This is a genomic window from Paenarthrobacter sp. CCNWLY172 (assembly GCF_037402035.1).
In the GTDB taxonomy this organism is placed as follows: domain Bacteria; phylum Actinomycetota; class Actinomycetes; order Actinomycetales; family Micrococcaceae; genus Arthrobacter.
The window spans coordinates 48,933-61,674 of record NZ_JBBEGB010000008.1; the positions used below are offsets into that span (position 1 = coordinate 48,933).

10 protein-coding genes are annotated in these 12,742 nt (G+C 58.6%); all 10 read left to right on the forward strand.

Going from position 1 to position 12,742, the window contains the following annotated elements; genetic code table 11:
• Positions 1-53: 53 nt before the first annotated feature.
• The 10 genes from WBN73_RS13860 (at position 54) to WBN73_RS13905 (ending at position 12,690) form a co-directional block, all read left to right on the forward strand.
• Entirely contained in the window at positions 54-1,517 is a 1,464-nt protein-coding gene (locus WBN73_RS13860) for an APC family permease (RefSeq protein ID WP_337340634.1), read from the forward strand.
• Between the two features lie 40 nt (positions 1,518-1,557).
• Positions 1,558-2,565, forward strand: coding sequence for an inositol 2-dehydrogenase (gene iolG / locus WBN73_RS13865; RefSeq protein WP_337340633.1), 1,008 nt, complete (start codon positions 1,558-1,560; stop codon positions 2,563-2,565).
• Between the two features lie 635 nt (positions 2,566-3,200).
• Positions 3,201-4,085, forward strand: coding sequence for an ATP-binding cassette domain-containing protein (locus tag WBN73_RS13870; protein ID WP_039240937.1), 885 nt, complete (start codon positions 3,201-3,203; stop codon positions 4,083-4,085).
• Positions 4,082-5,080, forward strand: a complete 999-nt coding sequence (locus WBN73_RS13875) for an ABC transporter permease (protein WP_235338901.1) — start codon at positions 4,082-4,084, stop codon at positions 5,078-5,080. The genes WBN73_RS13870 and WBN73_RS13875 overlap by 4 nt, the downstream gene beginning before the upstream one ends.
• Before the next feature lie 64 nt (positions 5,081-5,144).
• Positions 5,145-6,113: a sugar ABC transporter substrate-binding protein gene (locus WBN73_RS13880; RefSeq protein ID WP_337340632.1), complete on the forward strand. Its 969-nt coding sequence runs from the start codon at positions 5,145-5,147 to the stop codon at positions 6,111-6,113.
• Between the two features lie 124 nt (positions 6,114-6,237).
• Positions 6,238-9,177, forward strand: a complete 2,940-nt coding sequence (locus WBN73_RS13885; RefSeq protein WP_337455574.1) for an FAD-binding and (Fe-S)-binding domain-containing protein — start codon at positions 6,238-6,240, stop codon at positions 9,175-9,177.
• Positions 9,177-9,374: a hypothetical protein gene (locus WBN73_RS13890; RefSeq protein ID WP_337340630.1), complete on the forward strand. Its 198-nt coding sequence runs from the start codon at positions 9,177-9,179 to the stop codon at positions 9,372-9,374. Before WBN73_RS13885 ends, WBN73_RS13890 begins: the two co-directional genes overlap by 1 nt.
• Positions 9,375-9,770: 396 nt before the next feature.
• Positions 9,771-10,451: a carboxyltransferase domain-containing protein gene (locus tag WBN73_RS13895; RefSeq protein WP_337340629.1), complete on the forward strand. Its 681-nt coding sequence runs from the start codon at positions 9,771-9,773 to the stop codon at positions 10,449-10,451.
• 40 nt (positions 10,452-10,491) lie between these two features.
• Positions 10,492-11,208, forward strand: a complete 717-nt coding sequence (locus tag WBN73_RS13900; protein ID WP_337340628.1) for a TetR/AcrR family transcriptional regulator — start codon at positions 10,492-10,494, stop codon at positions 11,206-11,208.
• 18 nt (positions 11,209-11,226) lie between these two features.
• Positions 11,227-12,690 carry an APC family permease gene (locus WBN73_RS13905; protein WP_337340627.1) on the forward strand — a complete coding sequence of 488 codons (1,464 nt, stop codon included), beginning with the start codon at positions 11,227-11,229 and terminating at the stop codon, positions 12,688-12,690.
• Positions 12,691-12,742: the final 52 nt, after the last annotated feature.

Sequence of the window (12,742 nt, forward strand, 5' to 3'; positions counted from 1 at the left end):
CGATCCTCGTCGATAGTGTGATTCAGCACTCAAAATTTCGTGACGAGGATTACATGTCAAGCACAACAAGAGGTACGACGAAAACGCCGACCCAACACCAGGAACACAAACTCAGCGGCAATATGGGCGTTGGGGAGCTCGTGATGAACGTGCTCGCCTTTTCCTCACCGCTGACAACCGTTGCAGGCACACTGCCTGTCATGCTTCTCTTCAGTGGTCACACGGCTCCAGGCATATACCTGTTGGTGACGCTCATGCTGCTGATATTCTCTGTCGGCTTCGTCAAGATGAGTCGGAGCGTAGAGGCGCCAGGCGGATTCTATTCCTTTGTCACAGCCGGCCTAGGTAAGCCTGCAGGCCTCGGGGGCGCGCTTTTGGCGCTGTTCGGGTACGTGTTCATCGGGTTCTTCGCACCGTCTCTTTTTGCATTGACGCTCCAAAGTTTCGTTGCCAACACGCTCAATGGCCCCGACATCCCGTGGTATTGGTACGGACTTGGCATCATCGCCATCACCACGATCCTTGCCTACAACCGTATTGACCTCTCGGCAAAGGTGCTGACCGTTGTCATGCTGCTCGAATCAGCAGTGGTCATCGTCTTCGACGTCGCAGCGTTCGCAACTGGATCCGGTGAGGTGGTTCAAGGAATCGGCTTCTCCATGCCATGGATAGCAGACGCAGGCCTGGGCCTGGCGCTGCTGTTCGCCGTCGGGAACTTCTTCGGGTTCGAAGCGACAGTCATCTACCGGGAGGAAGTTAGGAATCCGGACCGCACCATTCCCCGTGCCACGTACATTGCGGTGGTGGGAATTGGACTGTTCTATGCTGTGGCAGCTTGGGCTTACACGGCCTTCATCGGGCCCGACAAAGTCCAAAGCGAAGCCGCAGCAAACACTGTGAACTTGTTCAACGACGGTGCAACTATCTTGGTTGGAAAGATCTTCGCCGACATCGCGATAGTCCTCCTTATCACGTCGATCTTGGCCTCAATGCTGTCGATTCAGAACATCGCTGCCCGGTACAGTTTCTCGCTCGCCGCCGACGGGGCGCTGCCCGCGGCCTTGGGCCGGGTCCACCCCCGCCACAAGTCGCCATACGTTTCGGCATTGGCGGTTGGCCTCTTGTGGGCACTGGCGACTGTTATCTTCACGGTGATTGGGGTCGCACCGGAGGCCCTTTATCCCATCGCAAGCGGCAGCGGAACGTTTGCCGTCCTGCTCTTGATGTTCATCACCAGCATTGCTGTGCTCGTGTATTTTGCCCGCCGCCGGCGCTTCAGTCCGGAATCTGTTTGGAAGACCATTGTGGCGCCGATTGTCAGCGTCATCTTCCTCGGACTGATCACCTATCTGGCCACTACGAATTATCCAGAACTTATCGGCGGTTCGGCACTTATGACTGCTATTTTCATGAGCTTCACTTTTGCCTTGTTCTTCGGCGGGGTTGTCTATGCATATCTCCTGCGCTCAAAGCGTCCTGACGTCTATGCACGCTTGGGCCGGCAGAAGATCGACTAGCAACAGATCCCGCTTCCCACCAACCATTTGGAGATGCTCCATGTCGCAACTGATTAGAGTTGGCCTGTTCGGAACAGGGCGAATAGGCCAAGTACATGCTATGAGCCTGGCTACCTTGGATGAGGCAACGCTGTCCTGGGTATGTGACCCATTCATCGAAGGTGCAAAACAAACGGCTGCCGAATTCGGTGGCCGGGTGACTGACGATCCTGATGAATTGTTCGCTTCCGGGGAGATCGATGCTGTCATTGTCGCCTCTCCCACTGCAACACATTTGGACCTCGTAGAGAGGGCGATCGACGCCAAGGTGCCGGTGCTTTGCGAGAAGCCGATCGACCTGGATATCTCCCGAGTGGACGCCTTTCGTTCTAAGGCTGCAGCTTCCGATGTGCCGGTTGTCTTAGGTTTCAACAAGCGCTTTGACAGGCATTTTGTGGAGCTGAAACGTCGCGTGGCCGCTGAGGAAATCGGAGCATTGGAACACCTGCTGATCACCAGCCGCGACCCAGGGGAGCCCCCGGCAAGCTATCTTCCCCAGTCCGGCGGAATTTTCCGGGACATGACCATCCATGACCTTGATATGGCACGGTACTTTATACCGGACATCGTTGAAGTCTCAGCGCACGGAGCAAACGTATTCAGCGACGCCATTCGTCTGGCTGGTGACTTTGATTCGACGGTAGTTACGTTGAGGGGCTCGAAGGACGAGCTCGTCACGATCATGAATTCGCGCCATTCAGCCTACGGTTATGACCAACGCATCGAAGCTTTTGGATCAACCGGTTTGCTGCAGGTAGGCAACAAGAATGACAGTTTGGTCCGGCATTGGGGATCCAGATCTGTTGAATCCATGGGGCGCTTCCAGGACTTCTTCCTGGAACGCTATGCCGAGGCGTACCGTCTGGAAGTTGCTGAGTTCCTCCGCGCTGTTCGAGGGTTGCCCTCCAGAAGTCCGGGATTCGAGGACGGCCGCGCAGCGCTGATTCTTGCGGATGCTGCCGAAAAGTCAGCCCGGACCGGCGCTTCAGTTGCAGTGGACCTGAGTTAGTCGGGCAATAAGGCCGCCCGCCTGGGCCGCAGATGTTCCCGCAACGACATCTGTGGCCCAGAGCGGGCATCTTCTTTGATTATCAATACAACGAGAAGCGCAGGTAAGCAGCGATGAGCGCAGGTCATGCATCACCGTATGAAACACGTGGCGACTGGACGCCCGCCGAAGGGTTCTGGGAATGGGTGGAACCCGGTGACAGCGTCAGACTGCAAAAGCACGGCTGGCCACCGTACGACGGATACGTCGACGATAGAACTCCCGATGGGAATATTGTTTGGGTTCTCTCGGTGGGTGAGCGTCGCCTCTTTCACAGGGCGGATGGCTACAGCCTCATCGTCTGGGGATAAGTCCCTTCAGGCCGCCCGCAGCATCTCATGAATCCCTCATCCACGAGCCTCTATTTCTTGCATAAAGTCTATCTTTGAAACGTGTCAATTCCGTGTTCCAAAGTGGCACACATCCTCCAATCTCAAATCCGCCAAAGTTCTTGTAAGTGAAGCAGTGTGGCGGAGGTCACGCGGTTTTGGGGATTTGTGACTTCCCGAATCAGCCCGCCAGACAACCTAGTTTGGTTGGCCGCGGCGCAAGTGTTTCACCGGATCATTCACATGGCCCTATCGAACGAGGATGAGATGACCGAAGCACCACCGGCGACCCCTCCACTGGTCGCCCTCAAGGACATACACAAGACATTCGGGGCGGTGTCCGCACTACGCGGCGTCAGCATCGATGTCCAGCCCGGCGAAACCTTCGCCCTGCTCGGCGACAATGCCGCCGGCAAATCTACGCTCATGAAGGTACTGACGGGCGTGTACCAGCCAGACCGAGGTTCCATCGAGCTGGACGGCAGAGCGACTGAATTCCCAACCCCGTCGGCTTCCCGTGACCAAGGAGTGGAGATGGTTTACCAGGACTTCGCTTTGGCGGACAACCTGGATGTTCGTTCCAACATTTTCCTTGGACGGGAACCGCAAAAGAACATTCTGGGCCCCTTGCTGCGGATCATCGACCGCAGAAAGATGGAGCTCGAAACAAAGCGGGTGCTTGAACGCTTGGATATCCCTATCAATCCACGGCTGAAGGTCAAGCGACTGTCCGGCGGGCAGCGCCAGGCTGTAGCCATTGGCAGGGCGCTGGCCTTTGATGCGCGGCTGATCATCATGGATGAGCCCACGGCCAACTTGTCGGTAGCCAAGGTGGACAAGCTCATTGAGGTCACGCAACGGCTCAAAGACCTGGGCATCGCAGTCATCATCATCACTCACCGTCTGGATGAAGCATTCGCAGTAGCCGACCGCTTCGCGGTCATGCGACAAGGCCAGGTTGTGGGTCGCTTCCGGGTTGGCGAAGTTTCCGAAGCGCAGGTGGCACACCTCATCTCGCACGGCACCTTGGATGACTACATCGATGACGGTGCAGGTATCCCAGAAGATCGCCGCAAAATTGGCAGCACCTCATCGATGGATGTGGTTGATGCGATGGCAACCCCCGGCACGACGAATGCGAGCCACTCATGAGCCTCACAATGGATAACCTCAAGACAAAGCTCGGGCCTGCAGACCTTAAAGAGGGAATGACGGCGACCAAGGTCAAGCGCTTCATCGGTGACTACGGCATCATCATTCTCTTCGTGGTCATTCTGGTCTTCCTGGCAGCCGTGGCCCCGAACTTCCTGACGCTGAACAACATTGTCAATGTCGTCCGGCAATCGTCCATCATCGGACTGATCGCCCTGGGAATGACGTTCATCATGATCACCGCAGGCATTGATTTGTCGGTCGGTTCGGTGGTGGGGTTGGCCGGAATGACCTTCGCCTTGCTGGCTCCGGCAAGTGGTGGCGCCTTCTGGCTACCCCTGATCGCAGGGCTCGCCGTAGGCCTGCTTGTTGGCTTCCTCAGTGCGGCGTTGGTGGTCTGGGGAGCCATCCTGCCATTCCTTGCGACCCTGGCGACGATGGCCATTGCCCGCACGGCAGTTCTGGTCATGACGGACGGTCAGGTTGTTTCAGGGCTCAGCGGCCCCGCTGAATGGCTGGGTTCGGGCTTTATCGGCCCGGTTCCGGTCCCGGTCATCATCTTCCTGATCGCTGCCATCATTTGCGAGTTCGTCCTCAGCCGAACCAAATTCGGTTCCCACGTCTACGCCGTGGGCGGGAACGAAGAGTCCGCCAAGAAGGTGGGTATCTCCACCGGACGTGTTCTCTTCGCGGTGTACCTCATCGGTGGCGTCACTGCCGCGCTGGGTGGCCTGGTCCTCACTGCCCGTCTGGACGGTGCGGCCCCTGTAGCCGGCACTGGCTACGAACTGCAGGTGATTGCCGCCGTCGTTATTGGAGGTACGAGTCTCTTCGGCGGCGTCGGCACCATCCGTGGAACGGTCATCGGCGTCCTCCTCCTCGGAGTCGTCATGAACGGTATGAACCTGATGGGGGTCTCGTCCTACTACCAGCAAGGGGTCCAAGGCATCATTCTCGTCCTGGCCGTCTTGCTGAACCGGTGGAAATCCGACTGACGGCACCCATCAACGAGCAGTAAACAATCTCCCCAAGCAATCAGAACCACTGAAAGGAACAATCATGGGAATTCGACAAAAGCTCGCTGTGACTACCGCAATGCTGGTGGCGGGGGCACTTACCCTTACCGGCTGTGGGGGCAACAGCACGGCGGGAAGTTCAGAAGCGGCAGGCAAGTCCTACAACATTGGCGTTGTGGTCCTTGATCTCCAGGACCCGGACTTGGCCCACATGACGGACGCCATGAAGAAAACGGCTGATGAAAAGGGCGTCAAGCTCAACATCACCGACTCCAAGAAGGACGTAGGCAGCGAGCTCAACCAGGTTGAGGATCTGCTCACCCGTCAGGTGGACGCAGTCATCATGCAGCCATTGGACGGCGAAGCCAGCCAGAATGCGGCGAAGCGTGTCATCGCCGCCAACATTCCGTTGTTCATCCTGTCCACCGAGTTCGCCGAAGGTTCGGATGTTGGATACAAGAGCTACATCGGTGTGGATGACACGGTGGCCGGTGAAATGCAGGCTGAGTACTTGAACAAGGCGCTTCCGCAGGGTGGCAACATCGTCTTCGCCGCCGGCATTTACGGTGCGTCCTGGACGGATCGCCGTAAGAACGGCTTCGACAGCAAAATCAACAAGAACTTCAAGATCGTGGCTGAATTCCAGGCGAAGGGAAGCCGTGACGACGCCAAACGCAACATGGAGGACACTCTCCAGCGCTTTGGCGCAGGCCAGATCGACGCCGTAGTGGCGAACAACGATGAAATGGCCATCGGTGCTGCCTCTGCCATCGCAGACGCCGGTCGCACGGCCGAGTTCAAGGCAGTAGTCGGCGTCGACGGTACGGAACCAGCAATGCAGGACATCAAGGCGGGAACGATGTCGGCAACGGTTCGCCAGGACTCTGCCGGACAAGGCGTTAAGGCCGTTGAGGTGGTCACTGACTTCCTCAAGGGAGGAAACGTGGAGAACCGCTACACGCTGCCGTTCACGCTTATTACTAAGGACAACCTTTCCGAATTCCTGAAGTAGGCGGCTGCACCACGCGGACGGGCACAGCGGATCATCCGCTGTGCCCGTCCTGTTTTGACACAATCCGGCGCGCAGCGCACCTGCCTACACTTCCTGCGGAAGTCTACGAATGGAGAACACGACCATGGCTCATGGTGACAGCGGCGACAAACCCCTGAAGCGGTTGCTCGGCAGGTTGGAACACCACGGCGTAGAGGTAGACAACTCCCCGCGAAGGCGTTCTGAGTACTCCTACGATGCCTCGAATTATCGAGTGCGGCCTGCGGCTGTGGCTTTCCCAAAGAGCGTCGAGGACGTACGGACGGTTTTGCGGTTGTGTTCAGATCTACGCGTGCCCGTGACCATACGCGGCGGAGGCACTTCGATGGCAGGGAACGCCATTGGCGACGGCCTGGTGATGGACTTGTCCCGCTGCATGACGTCGATAGGAGCCCTCGACGCCGACCATGCGACGGTCTGGGCCGACGCCGGTGTTGTCCTTGGCGAGCTACGGACACACATTGAGCGGGCAACCGCCGGGACGCTGACATTTGCGCCTGACCCTTCCTCGCTGACCCGGGCCACCGTCGGCGGTTCCATCGGTAATGACGCCTGCGGAAATCACTCGGTTGCCTATGGCCGGATGACCAATCACGTGCGGGAAGTAGAGCTGGTCACCGCGGATGGCGCCTACCTGAGGGCGGGGCGCGATTTTTTGCGGGCCGTCGATGAGACTGACACTCACTCGGTCGCCCGGGCTGAGGAACTCATGGAGGGTTTGAAGGCGCTTGCGGCAGAGAACCTGGCGACACTCCGGGTCGAGCTGCAGACCATTCCCCGGCAGGTCTCCGGATATCATGTAGGCCATCTACTGCCGGAGCACGGCTTTGACGTCGCTGCCGCACTGGCTGGCAGCGAAGGTACGTGTGCCGTTGTTGTGAGGGCAAAGGTGGGCCTCGTACCGAAACCCCTCACCACCGCGCTGCTCTGCCTGGGATACCGCGACACCATCGATTCTGCCCGTGACGTGATGACCATCCTGTCCGCAAAGCCGAGCGCCATCGAGGGGCTGGACGTTTCGATCGTGGACATCATGCGGCACAGGCGGGGAGCAGCCAGTGTTGAGTCATTGCCTCGCGGCAGCGCCTTCCTGATGGTGGAGTTTTCGGACAACAGGCTTCAGCAGGCGGCTGCTTCCTGTGAGGATTTGGTGGACAAGCTCCACACCGACGGCCGAGTGGTTGACTTTGCGATCGTCACTGACCCCGTGGAAAGGGCCAAGCTGTGGCGGGTGCGTGAAGACGGAGCCGGGCTGTCGTCGCGGCGGATCGACGGGGTGCAAACGTGGCCCGGGTGGGAAGATTCGGCCGTCGCTCCGGAGCGGCTAGCCGATTACCTGTCAGACCTGCTCCCGCTGGTGAAGAATTACGGCTACTCGGCCCTGATGTACGGCCACTTTGGTGCGGGCTGCGTCCACATGCGATTGGATTACGATCTGCGCAGCGACTCCGGACGCCTGGTATTCAGTGACTTCACCCGGGACGCGGCCAAGTTGGTGGTCAGCCATGGCGGATCCTTGTCCGGCGAACACGGTGACGGCAGGGCGCGAAGCGAACTGCTGGAAGTGATGTACTCCCGGGAGATGCTCGGCATTTTCAGGACCTTCAAGGATCTGTGGGATCCACACGGAGTCCTCAACCCCGGGATCATCGTGCACCCGGCCCCTTTCTCTGCCTCACTGGCGCTGGAGGGCGTCGTCAAACCGGGCCCCACCCGCGGTGAGTTGACCGCACTCCCGGCTGACGCCGTCGTGCCTTCCTCAGGGAACCGTGAAATGCTCCCGGTGGCGAGTCCTTTCGTGGGTAATACACACGCCTGCATCGGCGTAGGCAGGTGCCGTTCCACCTCCGGCGGGTTCATGTGCCCCAGTTATCGGGCCACCAAGGATGAAAAGGATTCCACCCGTGGCAGGGCACGGGTCTTGCAGGAACTAACACGGGCAAACGGCAGCAGCAAGGATGGTTGGTCAAACCCGGAAGTACGTGAGGCCTTGGACCTTTGCTTGTCCTGCAAAGCCTGCTCCACGGACTGCCCCACAGGAGTGGACATTGCGGAGGCAAAGTCAGAACTGGTGGATGAGTACTATCGCGGCCGAATTCGTCCCTTTACGCATTACGCGATCGGCTGGCTTCCCCGGTGGCTTCCGATGTTGACGCGCGTTGCGTCTTTGGCCAACGTTGGGACGGCTTTCCGACCGTTCAGGCTCGTGGGGGAGTGGCTGGGCATCAGCGCCCGACGACGACTCCCGGCTTTCGCGGCGAACGACAGGATCCGAAAGCGGGTGCGGGAAGCCGAATTTGCGGAAGACGCGGACATCCTTTTGTTCATCGACAGCTTCACCCGCGCTTTCAGGCCCGAGGTGGTTCCGGCAGCGGCCCGGGTACTTCGGGCCTCCGGAAAATCCGTTGGATGTACGCCGGACGCTTGCTGCGGTCTGACATGGATCTCCACAGGGCAACGCGAAGGGGCACGACGACGGCTTTCCAGGTTGATCACCAAGCTCGACGACAGTACGGCGCGGGACATCGTCGTCCTTGAACCCAGTTGCGCGGCGACCATCCGTGATGAAGGTCCGAAACTAGTGGGCGGTGCCGCCGCGGCGAGGGTCTCGGCAAGAGTAAGGTCCTTCTCCGTGGCTGTCGATGAAGCCATCAAACGGGGATGGAAGCCTAAGACCCCACCACCTGAGTCAGCTGTGCTACAGACTCATTGCCATGAGCACGCCGTCTTCGGTTCAGGGGCACAGAAACGAGTCCTGCAAGCGTGGGGAGTTCCTGATCTCGTGGAATCGTCATCTTGCTGTGGCGTCGCGGGCAACTTCGGGTTTGAGGCCGAACACTTCGATATGTCCATGAAAGTTGCTGAACACTCCGTCATTCCCGCCCTTGCGAAGAGCGAAACTGACGCGCTGGTCCTTACTGACGGCTTCAGCTGCGCAATGCAGGTATCACAGGTTGATCCGGACCGGTCCACCAAGCATCTGGCCGTGGCGCTGGATCCTTTGAGCGCCCGGTGGGCGGACTAATGGAGTACGTAGGAATCTTCCTGATTCTGGTAGCAGCCGGCCTGCGCTTGGTCGGCCAACATCTGTCCAAGCCCGGCTCCCGGCCGCGAACCACGGCAACAATACTGGGAGTCCACGCCGTCCCGCCTGGTGTAGCAGCCTTCCTGATGGCCGCCGCCGGCGTCTTCATCGTCGTCACCAGCATCGGCTCGCGCTGAGGTTGCGGTCATCAACGGTGTCTCAAACTGACACGATCTGCACCAGCCCCGAAGGCAGATTCTGGAAGAGACCACAAGGCACAACTACTTTTGAGGGTTGATCCCGATGATGAACAGGAAGCTCGCACAAGGACGGCACGTTGAGTGGCTGCGATCCGCAGCACACTCAGCGGACTCGGACCTCGGAGAGCGCAGCGACCATCAAATCAAGCGATCTGGCAGGACCGTTCATCGACTCTTGCAGGACGTGTCAGAGGGTCGCGACACGTCCGACGCCTGGCCCTGGCCGACCCGGGGCAACTGACCCCAACAAGCTGCGGTCCGTAGCGTTTGTTCCTGGCACTGTGTTCAAGCGCTACGGCCCGCTTTCCTATCCACTGCAGGAGACAAGAGGCCATGGTCAATCCCGACGGTATGGCATTCATTGCCTGCCAACCTGGCACGCTGCTGGTGGAGATCCTGGCTCCGGCTTTCTCCGCGCCACCCGTAGAAGAGTTCGTGGAGGCCGTCCAGTCTCTTGAGCTCTGCGGAATCGTGGGTCTGAAAAAGATGAAGGACGGTGTCCTTCTGACCTACGACGAGCGGTCGATGAGAGTTCAGGATCTGCGGCCGATTCTTGCGGCAGCCTATTCCAAAGTCGCATACGACGCAGGGGATTATTGCCCGAGAACCCACACGCTTCCCATAACTTTCGGTGGCCCTGCCGGGCCGGACCTGGCGGTGGCATGTGTTCTCTTCGATACTACGGAACGAACTCTCATCAGGCGCCTCTGCAGAAGTAAGCGCACCATCAAGATGTTTGCTGCACCTGGGGCCTCAGCGCTCCTTGAAATACCTTTGTCCGACGACGGGCTCCAGGCCTTTCAAGCGAGCAGATCGAAGCGGGCTGCGCCGCCTGGGTCTTTGTTGCTTTCGGGTGCCGGCCTCACCATTACCAGCCGCGAGAGCTACTCAGACGAATGCCGTATAGGAGGAGTCAGTTACGGTGCTGGCTCTGCTATCGATGCCTTCCACTTGGGAGATTCTGTGTGGCTAAGGGGCCACCATGCCAGCAGGAGCAAAGCTAACGACCGGTAGTTAGTATGGAACATAACTGTCGATGGGCTGGGTGGATGACATGAGTGACTTACCGCGCACGCGGGCCAATGCTGCAGTCCGGGACTTCCTCTCCGGGCGGGAATGGTCAAACCAGACGCCAGCGCGGCGCCGAATCATGGAAGGCTTTCTGCGGCTGGCCACAACCCGTGGCTTCGAATCGGTCACCATGCGTACCCTGGGGAGCGAGGTCGGTATGAAAGCCCCCAGTATTTACTCCAGCTTCCCTAAGGGCAAAGAGGAGATTGTCGCAGAAGCGCTCCGATGGTTCACACACTCTTTTGCCTATGACCTCCTGTCAGGAGCAGAGACGGCGACGTCAGCCGAGGAGTACTGGGCTGCCCTCGTGCGCTGCCACCTCACCCAGCAGCTTCGAAGACCCGAACCCGGACTGTGGGACCTGTTGGTCGCCGCGGACAAGGTGGCGAGGTTCCTCGACGACGAGGTCCGTAGGGATGCCGACCGTTGGGTGCAGTTACACGAGGGCATGTACATTGCTGCAGCTGAAGAGATGGGGATCGAACTAACCGGCCAGACGGTCCAAATGATCTTGACCCTTTTGGACGGCGCGAGGCGGTGGGGCGGAAACGACGAGTCCATGGATGAGCTGAGCGTTCGCACCGTCAGGCTGACCCGTTCCATCCTCGAAAGCAGTGGCCGGGGTCCGCTTGCTAATGGTGTCCCAAGCTGGCACACGGCCGGACTAGCCGACGTCGATACTGTGATTCGGAACTCATAACTCAGTGACGGGGACTACATGAACAACACCACAATCGATGCTCCGCGGGTAAAGCATCACACCAAAGAACCACGGCTCAGCGGCAGTATGGGGGTGGGGGAGCTTGTCATGAATGTGCTTGCGTTCTCTTCACCTCTGGCGACGGTGGCCGGAACCCTGCCGGTTCTGCTCATGTTCAGCGGCCAAACTGCGCCGGCCATCTACATGCTCGTGACATTGATGTTGCTAATATTTTCCGTTGGATTTGTGAAGATGAGCCGTAGTGTCAAGGGGCCCGGCGGTTTCTACTCATTTGTCACGGCCGGGCTTGGGAAGCCCGCTGGCTTGGGAGGCGCATTTCTTGCGCTGTTCGGGTACATCTTCATCGGGTTTTTTGCGCCCGCTTTCTTCGGGGTGACGCTTCAGGGTTACGTGGTCAATACATTAGGCGGTCCCGAGGTCCCTTGGTACTGGTACGCACTGGGGATCATCGCTCTGACCACAGTGCTGGCTTATAACCGTATCGATCTCTCGGCGAAGCTGCTGACCGTAGTCATGCTTCTGGAAGTGGCCGTGGTGATTGTCTTTAACGTCGCATCTTTTTCCGCTCAAGGCTTCGACGCAGTGCAGGGTACGGTTTTTACGCTGCCCTCCCTCGGTGACGCAACGCTGGGCTTGGCGCTGCTGTTTGCCGTAGGAAACTTCTTCGGCTTCGAAGCCACTGTCATCTATCGGGACGAAGTGAAGAACCCGGACCGCACCATTCCCAGGGCAACTTATATTGCTGTCGTGGGTATTGGACTCTTCTACGCGGTGGCGGCCTGGGCGTTCATCGCCTTCCTGGGACCTGAGAACGTCCAGTCAGCAGCAGAAAGCAATACAGTAAATCTCTTCAATGATTCCGTCGCGGCGTTGGTTGGCAAGACCTTCGCAGACATAGCAGTAATCCTGCTTATTACGTCTGTATTGGCGTGCATGCTGTCGATCCAGAATATTGCGGCAAGATACAGCTTCGCTTTGGCTAAAGATCATGCGCTGCCACCGGTTCTCGGCCGCGTACACCGCAAACACAAGTCGCCTTTCGTGTCGGCACTCGCTGTTGGACTCGTCTGGGCCGCAGCCACAGTGATTTTCACTGTCCTGGGGGTATCACCCGATGTGCTCTACCCGATTGCCAGTGGCAGCGGTACTTTTGCCGTGCTATTGCTGATGTTCATCACTAGTTTTGCAGTGCTCGTTTACTTCCTCCGTCGCCGCCGATTCGCGCCGGAGTCCCTCTGGAAGAGCATCATCGCACCGCTCATTAGTGTGATGTTCCTAGGTGCGATTACGTACCTGGCGATCATGAACTACCCGGAACTCATCGGCGGTTCAGCCCTACTCACACTGATCTTCATGACTTTCACTTTCGCGTTGTTCTTCGGTGGCATCGTCTACGCCATGTACCTGCGGAACAAACGCCCGGATGTCTACGCGAAGCTGGGCCGCCAGAGCATCGACTGAACGCGCTCGGACCTGCGGGTCCGAAGATCCTTCATACGAACCACGGTTACAC